The 15,887-nt window shown below is 62.1% G+C and carries 9 protein-coding genes; 2 read left to right on the top strand and 7 right to left on the bottom strand.

From position 1 onward, the window contains the following. Positions 1-28: 28 nt before the first annotated feature. Positions 29-3,214 (bottom strand): T6SS effector BTH_I2691 family protein, encoded by a 3,186-nt coding sequence (locus tag ACFY68_RS21055; protein WP_387531271.1) that lies wholly within the window; start codon positions 3,212-3,214, stop codon positions 29-31. Beyond that, positions 3,211-4,164 (bottom strand): hypothetical protein, encoded by a 954-nt coding sequence (locus tag ACFY68_RS21050; RefSeq protein ID WP_387531268.1) that lies wholly within the window; start codon positions 4,162-4,164, stop codon positions 3,211-3,213. Before ACFY68_RS21050 ends, ACFY68_RS21055 begins: the two co-directional genes overlap by 4 nt. 255 nt (positions 4,165-4,419) lie before the next feature. On the opposite strand from ACFY68_RS21050, the gene ACFY68_RS21045 reads away from it, so the two are divergent. Together ACFY68_RS21045 and ACFY68_RS21040 are read left to right on the top strand one after the other, a co-directional pair. After that, a complete protein-coding gene (locus ACFY68_RS21045) occupies positions 4,420-5,772 on the top strand; it encodes a spinster family MFS transporter (RefSeq protein WP_387531265.1) in 1,353 nt (450 codons plus the stop codon). Between the two features lie 229 nt (positions 5,773-6,001). Further along, positions 6,002-8,194: a TonB-dependent receptor gene (locus tag ACFY68_RS21040; protein ID WP_387531262.1), complete on the top strand. Its 2,193-nt coding sequence runs from the start codon at positions 6,002-6,004 to the stop codon at positions 8,192-8,194. A gap of 133 nt (positions 8,195-8,327) precedes the next feature. Here ACFY68_RS21040 and ACFY68_RS21035 read toward each other — a convergent pair whose 3' ends face one another. From ACFY68_RS21035 to ACFY68_RS21015, 5 genes are read right to left on the bottom strand one after another with little or no spacing between them, the layout of a single operon-like run. Further along, positions 8,328-9,947: an ABC transporter ATP-binding protein gene (locus ACFY68_RS21035; RefSeq protein ID WP_346615111.1), complete on the bottom strand. Its 1,620-nt coding sequence runs from the start codon at positions 9,945-9,947 to the stop codon at positions 8,328-8,330. Between the two features lies 1 nt (position 9,948). Further along, entirely contained in the window at positions 9,949-10,968 is a 1,020-nt protein-coding gene (locus tag ACFY68_RS21030; RefSeq protein ID WP_346615110.1) for an ABC transporter permease, read from the bottom strand. A gap of 1 nt (position 10,969) precedes the next feature. Next, a complete protein-coding gene (locus tag ACFY68_RS21025) occupies positions 10,970-12,043 on the bottom strand; it encodes a microcin C ABC transporter permease YejB (protein ID WP_387531258.1) in 1,074 nt (357 codons plus the stop codon). Position 12,044: 1 nt separating this feature from the next. Then, positions 12,045-13,880, bottom strand: coding sequence for an extracellular solute-binding protein (locus ACFY68_RS21020; RefSeq protein WP_387531255.1), 1,836 nt, complete (start codon positions 13,878-13,880; stop codon positions 12,045-12,047). Next, positions 13,877-15,706 carry an extracellular solute-binding protein gene (locus tag ACFY68_RS21015; protein WP_387531252.1) on the bottom strand — a complete coding sequence of 610 codons (1,830 nt, stop codon included), beginning with the start codon at positions 15,704-15,706 and terminating at the stop codon, positions 13,877-13,879. The genes ACFY68_RS21020 and ACFY68_RS21015 overlap by 4 nt, the downstream gene beginning before the upstream one ends. Between the last annotated feature and the right edge of the window lie 181 nt (positions 15,707-15,887).

Genomic DNA, 15,887 nt, shown 5'->3' with positions numbered 1-15,887 from the left:
CCGACGCATGGGGGATTAAGCAATGGATTCATATGATGAGTTCCATTGACTTCATTTTGTCTTCCCTGGCTATTGCTTTCGCATACCCTGCCTGGTCTTGGTGATCAGGCCAGTAAGTGACAATCAGCTCCGTTGCCTGAATATCGTGAAAGGCTGTCAGCGGGAGCGAATCCTGAATAATGAGGGTATTGGTATCCTCGTCAATTGAAATCAAAGGTTCGCACCTCAAGGCAGTTGAGAATAAAGTGCGCTCCTGTGGCTGCGGGACGGCGGTTACTGTCGGGTTCTCTGTGTTTGCAGAGAGAGTAATGATTTCTTTTTTTTGGCCTGCTCGATAAATTGTTAATTGCCATTGATAGCGTGAGCGTTTGGCGCTGTAGCTTGGTAGGCATAGGTAATAGTCGAGCGTGAAATTAAATTGTACTGCTTGGCTGTCAGTCATAATTGCAGCGGCCATTGCGGATGGTTCATGGTCTGGCTGCTTGAATCGCGTATTTAGGGAAACCTCAGCCCGGACTCCGAGAGCAGCGGCGTTGAGTGCCCCAATGGCGAGGTCAATGTCGTGCGAGGATGTCCACTGCCGATGTTCATGGGGCAGCCCCCATTTACTGTTTCTAGCCCAGGTCTCAGTTGGAGAGGACTCCTTCCGTTTGCCCGAAATGGCCATGGAGTATGCAGATAAACCAAGGATAATTGAGATTCCTAGTGGGCCTAGTAACGAGCTCGAAAAGAATGCTGCGTAAACGCCAGAGCCTGAACCCAATAGTGCGATGATGCCAGCGGCGTTGTATCGTCGAGCCGCGGTATCGTCGCCGTGGCTGACTGCTTTGGCACCTTGATAGAAATATTGGATGCCGTCCATTATTCCTGCCAAGGCAGAAATAGCCCCGCCGAATTTGGCAAGCCGGCTTCCGAGTTGAGTTTTTGAAGATATTCCAGGCACAGTTATCTGGGGTTTAAGCAGTTGAGCAGTAATCCCTGTCGCTTCCACACTGGCACCCAGTACCCCCAGTGAAGAAGACCATATCGCGGCCAGTGCTTCAGTATCACCCTGCGACGTGTTCTGCAGCGCCTCAAAGTTCCTGCGCAAGCTGTCCTGATGGAACCATACGCTCCCCATCGCCAGCAAAAGGCCGGCGCTGCCTGGGCTTGCTGCTGCCCCTCGCAGCCCACGAAAGGCATCGCTTGCCACACTCCGTGCGGCTGTTGCGCTGACCTTCAGACCTTGCGCCACTTGAGAGGCGCCGCGCATCAATGTGTCGGTGCCCAGCGCGATACTACGCACCCAATCACCGACACCGCCCGCCGCCCCTTCGCGCAACTTCACCAAGCGCGCCTGCAGGCTCTCGGCACTTTCCAGCGTCCAGACCATCACCTCGACCATCTGGCTGCGATTGCCCGCCGCCGCGATGTTGATCGCGCCGCTGAGTACCATGGCCCGCACCTTGCGCGCGGCGGGTTCGCGAAACTGTTTGTCGAGCTGGCCCAGGAACGCGTCGGTGCGCTCCTGCAGGGCTTCATTGAGCAGGCCCATGTACTCGCCCAACGTCAACGAGAGCCTGACCTGGGTCACAGGCTGGCCGGCATAGAGCAGAAACGCCGCGCTGTGCACATGGCCGATCAGCTTGCGGGTCTGCTCGGTGGCAGGTTGGCCCAGGGCGTTGCTGGCACTGGCGGTCGCCGCGAGCAGTTGGCCGATGGCATCCTGCACCGGTTTGATCATCAACAGCCGGCCTTCATTGCTGCCGGCCATGGCCTTGACGGCGTCATACACCTTGCCAAGGTCATCGCCCGACAGGGCTTCCACCAGTTGCTGCAAGAGTGCCTTGTTCTTTGCCAGCAATGCCTGGTACAGCAGGCTCTGGTGGTCTTCCAGCAGTTGCTGCCAGATGTGCTGGGTTGCGCCAAGCGCCGTGTCGGCAGGCGCCAGCGCTTCAGTCGGACCGCCCGCCAGGCAGGCAGCCATCATGGCGATGAAGTCTTCGACCGACAGCGGGCTGTTGGCGCTGTAGTCCCGGTGACCGATCAGCTGGAACGCGCGGCTGGTGAAGTGATGGGCGTACAGCTTGCCGACTTCGTCGACCTTCGCTTGCCAGTGCTGCAGCTCACGGTCGTAGTCAGCCTGGAAGGCAGCCCGCGCGCGTTCGTCGTAGCGCTGCTCCAGGCGTTCACGGGCTTGCTGTTGTTTGCGTTCAATGGCGCGGGGTGCCTGGGCTTCGACGTTTATCGGCGGAAGGTAAGCCTTGGTGCCGATCGGGCTGTCGTTCCACTGCTCGACCCGCCTGGCTTCGTGCTCGGTGTCTTCGACTGCCTGCGCCATGGCCTGGGCATGGTGCAGTTCACGGATGCCCAGCAGGGCCTGGGAGGTGAAATAGTCGAAGTGGCGCTGGGGCTCGGCGCGCCATTGCTGCATGGCCTGAAACCAGGCGGTGCGTTGTGCGTTGCACTCCATGACCAGGCCGACCGGATCAGGCAGGGTCAGGGCCAGCACACCGTTGGGCAACTGCTCATGCTCGATGGTGCTGCGCACATGGTTGCGGGTTTCCGGCAGGCGGTTCAAGCGCGGGTAGAAACCATGGGCACTGCTGTAGTTGCCGGCGTACGGGGTTGTGTATTCGAGCACGTCGCCCAGGCCGAGATCGGTTGGGGTCATGGCGATGCCGACGCTGGCGGGGTCGTTGCGGGCAATGTTCAGGTCCAGCTCGACAAAGCGGTCGGTAGCGTCGGGGTCATTACCGGCAATGCCTTGCCGATAGCGGTCCAGCACCTCAGTGGGCCATGGGTCGTTGGCGAATGCGATCCAGGCCCTGGCGTACAGCAGGGTGTCGATATTGATGAAGGATGCAGTCACGTCGTGATGCTGCGTTGCGCAATGTTCAGGCAGCGGCTCACCCGGTGCCAGCGGCGGTTGCAATGCCGAGAACTGGCGCAGTGCGCCCTCTGGCGTGACCTGGTAGGCGTGCCAGACCTGCTGATCGAGCAGGACGTAAACGTACCCCTGGCGCAGGATGCGCAACTGGTCGGCGCGCATCGGCAAATAGGTGATCTCGCTGTCTGCGGCAAGGCGGTAGGACTGGGTTTTGCGAGGGTGCGGGGCATAGGCCGTGCGCAACAGCAGAATGGGCAGGCCGGAGCGTTGGCAGGCATTGCAGGTGGAGCCCGGGTTGGGGGTTGCCTGGCGCAGGGTGAGGTCGATGGCTTTGCTTATGCTCATGAATAGCACCTTGCCTGAGGCAGTGCGGCGACAATTCGTGACCACCCATGGTCGTCATAACCCGCGAACCGGGCTGTCAGCGGCTGGTTCCCCGCGACTGCTTGCGCCACGTCCTGCTGAATCGCTGGGTGATGCAGAAGCAGCGGGTGGACCATAACCCTGTGCAGGTTCAGGCAGTGGATGTCTGCGGGGTTGCTCAGCCCCCGCTGGTAAGCGTCGTGTATGAGGTTCCAGGCATGGGTTGAGGCCTGGCCGGGTAGCCCGGAGGGCCCGGACCATCGCCAGGGGGAATACGCTTTCACTGACGTGTTCAATGCACGCCATGCTTCGAGAAAATGCTTGATCTGCGGTGCCCATCGCTGGGCTTGCCTGGCGACCTCCGGCACCGTCAGCTCACCCACCGATGGCCTGCCCTCGAACTTCACCAGCCCGCCGCCGACTTCGGGATAGAACCAGGTCCGTATGGGCCCCAGTACCTCGCCTGCGTTTCCCATGACTGCCCGGAGCAATGCGATGCGCAGGGGTTCGAACCAGGGCACCACGGTCCCTTTTTCCGCGGGCCGCAACGCATGGCATTGCCGGGCAATATGCTGGGCAATGGCCTCGGCTGGCTGCTCACTGGTCAGCCAGGCGCAGACATACTGCTGCCTGGCTGCCATCTCGCGGGCAGCGTAGGCTGCGGTGATCGCCAGGAACGCTGACGCCGAGTCGTCGTTGACAGGAAACTGCACGAGGGCTGGAAACAGCCTGGGCGAGGACAGGTCGGCGCGAGGAACGCGGACTATGGCCTGGCGACCTAGCGCATGGCTCAGGGACGACAGACTCAGCGGGTGTTCCGGCTTGCAGTTGCCCAGTGGATTCAGCAGCAGGTACAGGTTTTCTGCTGAATCAGATGGGCCGGCCGAGTTGGGATCGAGCGGCTGGAAGCGTTGGCTGGACTGATTCGGCATGAGAAGGCCCTGTCGCAGATGAACGAGGCCCTCAACACTAACGAGGAAGGCATTCGCGGGGGACTTCTCGGCTTCCTAAAACGCTGTAGGAAGTTTCTGCAGATAGCCATTTGGAGCGCGCTGAACCGGGATAGACGCGGCGATCCCCATTCCACGTTATCAGCGCTGTCAATGTTGGCAGACGGATCCTCGATCCCCCGGTAGATTCGTCAGGCGTGCTGGAAGCCCCGAACAACAATAACGAGGGACCCGACAATGCCGACCGCCACCCAAGCGAGCAACGCCTGGCGCATTCTGTTTCTGCTGTTCCTGGCCAACCTGTTCAACTTCTTCGATCGCACTATCCCCGCCATCATCATCGAACCGATCCGCCTGGAGTGGCACCTCAGCGACTTCCAGATCGGCCTGATCGGCACCGCCTTCACCTTGGTATACGCCATCGCCGGCCTGCCGCTGGCGCGCATGGCCGACACCGGTTCACGCAGCCGCTTGATGGGCTGGGGGCTGATGGCCTGGAGCGGGCTGACGGCGGTCAACGGCATGGTCGGCAGTTTCTGGAGTTTCCTGCTGGTACGCATGGGGGTGGGCATCGGCGAGGCCAGTTACGCGCCCGCCGCCAACTCGCTGATCGGCGATTTGTTTCCCGCCGAGCGGCGGGCGAGGGCAATGGGCATTTTCATGCTCGGCCTGCCGTTGGGCTTATTGCTGGCCTTTTTCACCATCGGCGCCATGGTCCAGGCCTTCGGCAGCTGGCGAGCACCGTTCTTCATCGCCGCTGTGCCCGGCGTGCTGCTGGCGCTGTTCCTGTTCATGATCCGCGAGCCCGCACGTGGCGCGGCGGAGGCGGTAGCCGTTTCCCAGGCGCCAGTGGACCACCCCCTGCGCCGGGTACTCAGCGTGCCTACATTCGCCTGGCTGGTGCTGGCCGGCCTGACCTTCAATTTTGCGTCCTACGCCTGCAATTCGTTCATGGTGCCGATGCTGCAGCGCTACTTCGAATTGCCCCTGCAGCAGGCAGCGGTGGCCACCGGCATGATCGTCGGCCTGACCGGCCTGGTGGGGCTGACCCTCGGCGGCTGGGTGGCCGACAAGGTGCATCAGCGGTTCGCCAACGGTCGGCTGCTGTTCGCCGTGGTGAGCATGCTGGTGGCAACGCTGGCCACCGCCTGGGCGCTGCACGCCGGGCGTATCGAACTGGGCCTGTTCGTGGCCGTTTTCGGTGTCGGTTGGCTGTTTTCGTACAACTTCTACACCTGTGTGTACACCGCGATCCAGGACGTAGTGCAACCCCGCCTGCGGGCCACGGCCATGGCCCTGTACTTCGCCGGCCTGTATCTGCTCGGCGGCGGCTTGGGCCCGGTGGTGGTCGGGGGGCTGTCGGACCACTTCGCCGTGGCCGCGATGGACGCGGCGGGGGAAGCAGTAATGAACGAGGCGTTCAAGGCCGAAGGGCTGCATGACGCCATGTACCTGATACCCGTGGCGCTGATGCTGACCATGGTGTTTCTGTTGGCGGCGTCGCGGTGCTTCAGCCGGGATGCACAGCGGATGCGCGAGGGGATGGCGGCCGACTGCGAACTAGAGGTGGGCAAAGCCGCCCAAGCCTGAAGCCAAGCCTGCAAAGCGCCGGGGGAGCAACTCCCCCGGCAGAGCACATCGCTCCAATACGCGTTGTCGCCAGCGCTTTAGCATGCTCGCCCGGTGAAGACTTCAGACGCCGCTTGTCCAGTACATGGCATTTGGCCGCGTTGCAGGTTGATGTTTGTATTTGCGAAGCATTAACATTTACGCCCTCACTCCTATTCCCTATTCCCTATTCCCTGTCAGGATTCGAACGATGGCGTCTCGCTTTCCATCACGCCCAGCCTTGCTGGCGCTCTGCTGTTCCGTAACGTTGATGGCGCACGCTGGCGTACCGATCCAGCTCCAAGCCACCGACGTCAACGCCGATGCCGTGAAGCCCAGCCCCAACGCGCTGCCGGAGGCATTTGCCGGTGGCCAGGTCGCACGGGGTGGGCAGATGGGGGTGTTGGGCAACCAGGACAACATGGATGTCCCGTTCACCATGACCAGCTACACGTCAAAGGTGATTGAGGATCAGCAGGCCGAGGACATTGGCGATGTACTGGCCAATGACCCGTCAGTGCGCGAGTCGTATGGTTTCGGTAACCAGTCCAAGGTCTTCGTGATCCGTGGCCTGCCGCTGGCCGGGGACGACATTTCGTTCAATGGGCTGTACGGCATTCTGCCGCGCCAGATCATGTCCACCGACGGTGTGGAGCGGGTCGAGGTATTCAAAGGCCCCAATGCCTTTCTCAACGGTGTGAGCCCGACCGGCACCGGCCTGGGCGGTAACGTCAACCTGCAACCCAAGCGCGCCGACGACGTGCCGACCCGCCGCTACACCCAGGACATCAGCTCCGATGGGCGCATCGGCGAGCACCTGGACATCGGCCAGCGCTTTGGCGAAGACAACCGCTTTGGCGCACGCCTCAACCTGAGCCAGCGCGAAGGCGAAACTGCCGTCGATGACCAGGACCAGCGCACCAAGCTGTTCACTGCCGGCCTGGACTACCGCGGCGACGGCTTCCGTCTTTCGACCGACGTCGGCTACCAGAAGCAGCGCATCAACCACCTGCGCAATTCGGTGCGCCCGGGAACAGCCAGCAAAGTGCCGACGGCGCCGGACGCCAGCCGCAACTACGGCCAGGATTGGAGCTACAGCGAGTCGGAAGACACCTTCGGCATGGCCCGTGGTGAATGGGACTTGAACGAAAGCTGGACCGCCTATCTGGCTGGCGGCGCCCGGCATACCCGCGAGCACGGTACCTACGGCACGCCGGTGCTGGTCGGCAATAGCGGCCTGGCCACGCTCTCCGGGTCGGATATCGTTCACGGTGAGGACAACACCAGTTTCAGCGCCGGTCTCAACGGCCGCCTGCAGACCGGCCCCTTCAGCCATCAGATCGCAGTGGGCGCCACAACCCTGTGGACGCAGCAGAAAAACGCCTACACCTTCTATCGCTCCACCGCAGGCAACACGAATATCTACAACCCTGTGGCGCTGACGAAGCCGACGGATGTGAGTAGCACGGGTGGCGAGATGGGTGACCCAGGTGTGACCGGTAAAACCCGTAACCGCAGCATTGCCATTTCCGACACGGTCGGCATGTTCGACGACCGGCTGCTGCTGACCTACGGCGTACGCCGCCAGCAGTTGCGGGTGGAAAATTACTTTTACGATGGCACCAGCCCCAGCAGCGCTATCAACCCCTCCAAAGATGGCAGCCGCAATGGCGACCCCTATGAGAAAGGCGTCACTACACCGGTCTATGGCATCGTGTTCAAGGCGACCGACAGCATCTCGTTGTACGCGAACCGTATCGAGGGCCTGGCCCAGGGCCCGACCGCGCCGGCCAACACCGTCAACGCGGGTCAGATGTTCCCACCCGGTCGCACCAAACAGCTTGAGGCGGGCATCAAGCTGGACAAGCAGACCTATGGCGCGAACCTTGCGGTGTTCCGCATCGAAAAGCCGTCGGATGGCTATACCCTGGGTAACACCTATATCCGCGATGGCGAGCAGGTCAACAAAGGCCTGGAGCTGAGTGTGTATGGCGAACCCATCGCAGGCCTGCGCCTGATGGCGGGCGGTACGCGCATGACGTCTGAGCAGAAGAAAACCCTGAACGGTACCAACGACGGCAACCACGCCATCGGCGTGCCGACCTTCCAGCTGAACGCCAGCGTGGACTGGGATGTGCCCGGCGTCCCTGGCCTGGCGCTCAACGCTCGGATGTTGCGCACCGGTGGTCAGTACGTCGACGCCGCCAACAACCTCAGCCTGCCGACCTGGAACCGCTTCGACGCCGGCGCCCGGTACAAGCTGAAGCTCGCCGAGAAAGACCTGACACTACGGGTGAACGTTGAAAACCTCACCGACAAGAACTACTGGGCCTCGGCCAATGGCGGTTACATGACCCAGGGCGATCCGCGGTTGGTGAAGTTCTCGGGCACGATTGATTTCTGACGCCTGGCAGATCAACCCGTCGATTTTCTGCTGCTGAGATTTCAAGTGGTCGGGCTGGGTCGAATGGCACGGGCTTGCCCGTGATCGCGGGCAAGCCCGCTCCTGCACGGCTTGCAAGGTAGGCTTTTGCAAACTATTGCTGGGTGCCGACCGCCTCTACTTTGAGGAACGCGGCTTCCAGCAGTTTGCGGGTGTACGGATGCTGGGGCTCATGGAAGATGGCCTGCGCGTCACCCTGTTCCACCACATGCCCGTGCTTGATCACCATAAGCTGATGACTCAACGCCTTGACCACCGCCAGGTCATGGCTGATGAACAGATACGTCAGGTTGTACTTTTGCTGAAGATTGCGCAGCAACTCCACGACCTGGCGCTGTACCGTCCGGTCCAGCGCCGACGTCGGTTCATCCAGCAGAATCAATGCGGGCTTCAATACCAGTGCTCGGGCAATGGCGATACGTTGGCGCTGGCCACCGGAGAACTCATGGGGGTAACGGTGGCGGGTACGCGGGTCCAGTCCCACTTCCTCCAGCGCGGCGATAATCGCCGCTTCCTGTTCTTCGGCGGTGCCGATCTTGTGGATGCGCAGCCCCTCGCCAACGATATCTGCCACACACATCCGTGGGCTCAGGCTGCCAAACGGGTCCTGAAACACCACCTGCATCTCCCGGCGCAGGGGCCGTACTTCCTTCTGGTTCAACCCTTCGAGTGACTGCCCGTGGAAACGGATGCCACCCTGGCTTGAGATCAAGCGCAAGATCGCCAACCCAAGCGTCGACTTGCCCGACCCGGACTCACCAACAATCCCCAGCGTCTGCCCTTGGGGCAAGCTGAAGTTGATCCCGTCCACGGCTTTCACGTGATCGACCGTGCGCCGCAGCAACCCTTTCTTGATCGGGAACCACACCTTCAGGTCATTGACCTCCAGCAGCGGTGCCCCCACAGGGTTGTGCGCAGGCCCGCCGCTGGGTTCGGCATTGATCAGCATCTGCGTGTAATGGTGCTGCGGTGCGCTGAACAAGGTTGCGCAGTCGGCCTCCTCGACAATCTTGCCGCGCTGCATCACGCACACCCGGTGGGCAATGCGCCGCACCAGGTTGAGGTCATGGCTGATCAGCAACAGCGCCATGCCCAGCCGCGCCTGCAGTTCCTTGAGCAGGTCCAGGATCTTCAACTGCACGGTCACGTCGAGGGCCGTGGTCGGTTCATCGGCAATCAGCAGCTCCGGCTCGTTGGCCAGCGCCATGGCAATCATCACCCGCTGGCGCTGCCCGCCGGACAGCTCGTGGGGCAAGGCCTTCAGGCGCTTGCGCGGCTCTGGAATGCCTACCAGTTCCAGCAGCTCCAGCGTGCGCGCCGTGGCCTCTTTGCCGGTGAGGCCTTTGTGTATCAGAAGAATTTCGTTGATCTGCTTTTCGATGCAGTGCAGCGGGTTCAGCGAGGTCATCGGCTCCTGGAAGATCATCGCAATGCGGTTGCCGCGAATGCGCTGCATGGCTTTTTCGCCTTGCTGCAGCAGGTCCTTGCCCTCGTAGCCGATGGTGCCGCTTGGGTGGCGAGCCAACGGGTAGGGCAGCAGGCGCAGAATCGAGTGGGCGGTCACGGACTTGCCCGAGCCGCTTTCGCCCACCAGCGCCAACGTTTCACCCTTGCGAATATCGAAGCTGATGCCGTCGACCACGCGGTTGACCTGGTCGCCGGTAACGAACTCCACCGCCAGGTCGCGCACTTCGATCAGGTTCTGTTCACTCATTTCACTTCCTCGGGTCGAAGGCATCGCGGGCGGACTCGCCGATGAATACCAGCAGGCTCAACATGATCGCCAGCACGGCGAAGGCGCTGATGCCCAGCCACGGCGCCTGCAGGTTGGACTTGCCCTGGGCAACCAGCTCGCCCAGCGACGGCGCGCCGGGTGGCAGGCCGAAGCCGAGGAAGTCGAGGGCGGTGAGGGTGCCGATGGCGCCGGTGAGAATGAACGGCATGAAGGTCATGGTCGAGATCATCGCGTTGGGCAGGATGTGCCGGTACATGATCGCGCCATTGCGCATGCCCAGGGCGCGGGCGGCGCGCACGTATTCGAGGTTGCGCCCGCGCAGGAACTCGGCGCGCACCACGTCCACCAGGCTCATCCACGAGAACAGCAGCATGATGCCCAGCAGCCACCAGAAGTTGGGCTGTACGAAGCTGGCCAGGATGATCAGCAGGTACAGCACCGGCAAACCGGACCATATCTCCAGAAAGCGCTGGCCGACCAGGTCGACCCAGCCACCGTAGAAGCCTTGCAGTGCGCCGGCAATCACGCCGACAACGGAGCTCAGCAGGGTCAGGGTCAGGGCGAACAGCACCGAGATGCGGAAGCCGTAGATCACCCGCGCCAGCACGTCGCGGCCCTGGTCGTCGGTGCCCAGCAGGTTGTCAGCCGAGGGCGGAGCGGGGGCGGGCACGCGCAGGTCGTAGTTGATGCTCTGGTAGCTGAACGGGATCGGCGCCCACAACACGAAGCTGTCCTTTTGGGCCAGCAGTTCGCGGATGTACGGGCTCTTGTAATTGGCTTCCAACGGGAATTCGCCACCGAAGGTGGTTTCCGGGTAGCGCTTGAAGGCTGGGAAGTACCACTCACCGTCGTAGCGCACGGCAATCGGTTTGTCATTGGCGATCAGCTCGGCGCCCAGGCTCAGGCCGAACAGGATCAGGAACAGCCACAGCGACCACCAGCCCCGGCGGTTGGCCTTGAAGCGCTCGAAGCGCCGACGATTGAGAGGGGACAAGGCCATGTCAGTGCTCCCGGCTGGCAAAGTCGATGCGCGGATCGACCAGGGTGTAGGTGAGGTCGCCGATCAGTTTCACCACGAGCCCCAGCAGGGTGAAGATGAACAGGGTGCCGAACACCACCGGGTAGTCGCGGTTGATCGCGGCTTCAAAACTCATCAGGCCCAGGCCGTCGAGGGAGAAGATCACCTCGATCAGCAAGGAGCCTGTGAAGAAGATGCCGATGAATGCCGAGGGGAAGCCGGCGATCACCAGCAGCATGGCGTTGCGGAACACGTGGCCGTAGAGCACGCGCGGGCGGCTCAGGCCCTTGGCCTTGGCGGTGACCACGTACTGCTTGTTGATCTCGTCGAGGAAGCTGTTCTTGGTCAGCAGGGTCATGGTGGCGAAGTTGCCGATCACCAATGCGGTGATGGGCAGTACCAGGTGCCAGAAGTAGTCGAGCACCTTGCCGGTGGTAGACAGCTCGTCGAAGTTGTTCGAGGTCAACCCGCGCAGCGGGAACCAGTCGAAGTAACTGCCACCGGCGAACAGCACGATCAACAGGATGGCGAACAGGAACGCGGGGATGGCGTAGCCGACGATGATTGCCGAGCTGGTCCAGACGTCGAAATGGCTGCCGTGACGCACCGCCTTGGCGATCCCCAGCGGGATCGACACCAGGTACATGATCAATGTGCTCCACAGCCCCAGCGAGATCGACACGGGCATCTTCTCCATGATCAGGTCGATGACCTTGGCATCGCGAAAGAAGCTGTCGCCGAAGTCCAACTGGGCGTAGTTCTTGACCATGATCCACAAGCGCTCGGGCGGTGACTTGTCGAAGCCGTACATGCGCTCGATTTCGGCGATCAAGGCCGGGTCCAGGCCCTGGGCGCCGCGGTAGTTGGAACCGGCCACGGCCACCTCGGCGCCGCCACCGGCAATGCGGCTGGTGGCGCCTTCGAAGCCTTCGAGTTTGGCGATCATCTGTTCCACCGGGCCCCCGGGGGCGGCCTGGACGATGATGAAGTTGATGACCAGAATGCCGAACAGGGTCGGGATGATCAGCAGCAGGCGGCGCAGGATGTAGGCCAGCATGTCAGTTGGCCTCTTCCACGGGCGCTTCGGTCACGGCAGGCGTGACGCCTGGCTTGATCCACCAGGTGTCGATGCCGACGTCGTACTTGGGCGAAACCTTGGGGTGGCCGATATGGTTCCAGTAGGCCACGCGCCAGGTCTTGATGTGCCAGTTGGGGATCACGTAGTAGCCCCACAGCAGCACGCGGTCGAGGGCGCGGCAGTGGTTGATCAGGCTCTGGCGCGAGTCGGCGTTGATCAGTTGCTCCACCAGTTGGTCGATGGCCGGGTCGCGCAGGCCCATGAAGTTGCGGCTGCCGGGGTTGTCTGCCGCAACGCTGGACCAGAACTCGCGCTGTTCGTTACCGGGCGAGTTGGACTGCGGATAACCACTGACGATCATGTCGAAGTCGCGTGAGCGCAGGCGGGTGATGTATTGCGAAACGTCGACGCGGCGGATGTTCAGGTCGATGCCCAGGTCAGCCAGGTTGCGCTTGAACGGCAACAGGATGCGCTCGAACTCTGTCTGGGCCAGCAGGAACTCGATGGCGACCGGCTTGCCGTCCTTGTCGACCATCTTGTCGTTGACGATCTTCCAGCCGGCTTCCTGCAGCAATTTGTAAGCCTGGCGCTGCTGCTCGCGGATCATGCCGCTGCCGTCGGTGACCGGGTTGTGGAAGGCCTCGCTGAACACCTGCTCGGGCACCTTGCCGCGCAGCGGTTCGAGGATTTTCAGTTCGTCTGGGGAGGGCAGGGCCTTGGCGGCCATGTCGGAGTTTTCAAAGTAGCTGCCGGTGCGGGTGTAGGCGCCGTTGAACAGTTGCTTGTTGGTCCACTCGAAGTCCAGCAGCAGGCTCAGCGCCTGGCGCACGCGGATGTCCTGGAACACCGGCTTGCGCAGGTTGAAGATGAAACCCTGCATGCCGGTGGGGTTGCCGTTGGGCAGTTCTTCCTTGATCAGGCGGCCGTCACGTACCGCCGGCACGTTGTACGCAGTGGCCCAGTTTTTTGCACTGACCTCCAGGCCGTAGTCGTACTGGCCGGCCTTGAGCGCCTCGAGGGCGACAGTGTTGTCGCGGTAGGAGTCGAAGGTCATGGCATCGAAATTGAACTGGCCACGGTTGATCGGCAGGTCCTTTGCCCAGTAGTCCTTGACCCGCTCGTAACGGATCGAACGGCCGGCCTTGACCTCGGTGATCTTGTACGGGCCGCTGCCCAGCGGGATCTCCAGGTTGCCGCGGTTGAAATCGCGGCCTTCGTACCAGTGCTTGGGCAGCACAGGCAGTTGACCGAGGATCAGCGGCAGTTCGCGGTTGTTGCTGTGCTTGAACTTGAACAGTACGCGCAGCGGGTCTTCGGCGACCACTTCGGCGACGTCGCCGTAGTACTGGCGGTACAGCGGTGCGCCGTCCTTGATCAGGGCGTTGAAGGTGAATACCACGTCATCGGCGCGCATGGGGTGACCGTCGTGGAAACGTGCCTCGGGGCGCAGGTAGAAACGCACCCAGCTGTTGTCCGGGGCCTTTTCGATCTTGCCGGCCACCAAGCCGTACTCGGTGAACGGCTCGTCCAGGCTCTGGCGCATCAGGGTGTCGTAGATGGCGCTGACGTTTTCGGCGGCGACGCCCTTGTTGATGAACGGGTTGAGGCTGTCGAACCCGCCGAAGCTGGACTGACGGAAGGTGCCGCCCTTGGGCGCATCGGGGTTCACGTAGTCGAAATGCGCGAAGCTGGCTGGGTACTTCGGCGCTTCATCGTAGAGGGTCAGTGCGTGCTGCGGTGCGGCCAGGGCCGGCAGGCTCAGGCAGGCGAGCAACAGGCTGCCTGCCAGCTGGCGCAGGCGGTTGCTGGGCATCATTGGGCTTTCTCCGAAGTCTTTAGCCACCAGGTGTTCAGCCCGAGGGTGTAAGGCGGCGTGGTGACGAAGCCGAACCGATTGCGGTAGGCCAGGCGGTGATTGTCGAGATACCAGTTGGGAATCATGTAGTACTGCCATGAAAGCACGCGGTCCAGGGCGCGGGCGGCGGCGACCTGGTCGTCGCGGGTGCGCGCGGCGAGCAAGGTGTCGAGCAGGTGGTCGACCACCGGGTCCTTGACCCCAGCATAGTTCTTGCTGCCTTTCATCGCGGCCTGGCTTGAGTGGAAGTACAACCACTGTTCGAGGCCGGGGCTCAAGGTCTGGCTCAGGGTCATCAGGATCATGTCGAAGTCGAACTGGTCCAGGCGTTGTTTGTACTGGGCACGGTCGACGGTGCGCAAATGGGCATCGATGCCGATGCTGGCCAGGTTTTCGACATAAGGCTGCAGAATGCGTTCAAGGTTAGGGTTCACCAGCAACAGCTCCATGCGCAGCTGCTTGCCGTTCTTGTCTACCAGGCGTTGGCCGTCGAGATTCCAGCCGGCCTGATTGAGCAAGCTCAAGGCCTGGCGCAGGGTTTGGCGGCTGATGCCGCGCCCGTCGGTGTGGCTCACCTGGTAGGGCTGGGTGAACAGTTTTGCAGGCAACTGGTCGCGCAGCGGCGCCAGCAGCAGCCACTCCTTGCCCGTCGGCAAGCCGGAGGCCGCAAACTCGCTGTTGGGGTAATAGCTGGTCGAGCGGCGGTAGGCACTGCTGAACAGGGCGCGGTTGGTCCACTCGAAATCGAGCATCAGGCCCAGCGCCTGACGCACCCGACTGTCGCTGAAGGTGGCCCGGCGGCTGTTCATGAACAGGCCCTGGGTCTGGGTCGGGATGCGGTGAGGGATTTGGGCCTTGATCACCTCGCCACGGCGCACGGCCGGGAAGTTGTAACCGTTGGCCCAGTTCTTCGCCTGGTGCTCGATATAAATGTCGAACTCGCCGGCCTTGAACGCTTCGAACGCCACAGTAGCGTCACGGTAGAACTCGTACTCGACGCGGTTGAAGTTGTATTTACCGCGGTTCACCGCCAGGTCTTTGCCCCAGTAGCGCTTCACCCGCTCGAACACCAGGCGCCGACCTGGTTGCACCTGGGTGATACGGTAGGGGCCGCTGCCCAGGGGTGGCTCGAAAGTAGTGGCCTGGAAGTCGCGGCCTTGCCAATAGTGCTTGGGCAGCACTGGCATTTCACCCAGGCGCAGGATCAGCAGCGGGTTACCAGCGCGCTTGAAAACGAAGCGGATGCGCAGTGGGCCGAGGATGTCGACGCGCTGTACTTCCTGCAGGTTGGTGCGGTAGATCGGGTGGCCTTCCTTGAGCAGGGTGCGGTAGGAAAAGGCCACGTCCGCCGACGTGATCGGCTGGCCGTCATGCCAACGGGCTTCCGGGCGCAGGTTGAACACCACCCAGCTGCGGTCCTCGCTGTACTCCACCGAGCGCGCGATCAGGCCGTAGCTGGAAGTAGGTTCGTCACCTGAAGGGTCGTACTGGCCGGTGCCCACCATCAGCGTCTCGTTCAGCTCGCTGATGCCGTATTGCAAGAAATTCGGCGTGGTGACCGGGCTGGAGCCCTTGAAGGTGTAGGGGTTGAGCGTGTCGAACGTGCCGAATGCCATGGCCCGCAAGGTACCGCCTTTGGGCGCTTGCGGGTTGACCCAATCGAAGTGGGTGAATGTGGCTGGGTACTTGAGCGTGCCGAACTGCGCGTATCCGTGGCTTTCGCTCACCATCGCGGCTGCGGGAAAGCTCAAGGCCAGGCTGAGTGACAGCAGGAGGGGACGTATCAAGTCGGCATCCGATCCAGAGGCGTTGGGCTTTGGTCGGCGTACAGTAACAGCTTGGCGGGGTTGGAAAAAGGGTGTGCCTGAGGCAGATTTGAGCGTGGGCGCTCAGCCTGTGGGAGCGGCCTCGTGTCGCGAAAGGGCCGCAATGCGGCCCCCGGTTTCAATGCCGCTGCAAGAACATCGG

The sequence above is a fragment of the Pseudomonas sp. NPDC012596 genome (assembly GCF_042902325.1).
Taxonomy (GTDB): domain Bacteria; phylum Pseudomonadota; class Gammaproteobacteria; order Pseudomonadales; family Pseudomonadaceae; genus Aquipseudomonas.
Note: the sequence above shows the minus strand (reverse complement) of the source record. Positions and strands in the feature narration are given on the sequence as shown.

Excerpts from the sequence above, each read along its gene's own strand:
- ACFY68_RS21055 (WP_387531271.1), bottom strand. The coding sequence starts at position 3,214 with ATGAGCATAAGCAAAGCCATCGACCTCACCCTGCGCCAGGCAACCCCC.
- ACFY68_RS21050 (WP_387531268.1), bottom strand. The coding sequence starts at position 4,164 with ATGCCGAATCAGTCCAGCCAACGCTTCCAGCCGCTCGATCCCAACTCG.
- ACFY68_RS21045 (WP_387531265.1), top strand. The coding sequence starts at position 4,420 with ATGCCGACCGCCACCCAAGCGAGCAACGCCTGGCGCATTCTGTTTCTG.
- ACFY68_RS21040 (WP_387531262.1), top strand. The coding sequence starts at position 6,002 with ATGGCGTCTCGCTTTCCATCACGCCCAGCCTTGCTGGCGCTCTGCTGT.
- ACFY68_RS21035 (WP_346615111.1), bottom strand. The coding sequence starts at position 9,947 with ATGAGTGAACAGAACCTGATCGAAGTGCGCGACCTGGCGGTGGAGTTC.
- ACFY68_RS21030 (WP_346615110.1), bottom strand. The coding sequence starts at position 10,968 with ATGGCCTTGTCCCCTCTCAATCGTCGGCGCTTCGAGCGCTTCAAGGCC.
- ACFY68_RS21025 (WP_387531258.1), bottom strand. The coding sequence starts at position 12,043 with ATGCTGGCCTACATCCTGCGCCGCCTGCTGCTGATCATCCCGACCCTG.
- ACFY68_RS21020 (WP_387531255.1), bottom strand. The coding sequence starts at position 13,880 with ATGATGCCCAGCAACCGCCTGCGCCAGCTGGCAGGCAGCCTGTTGCTC.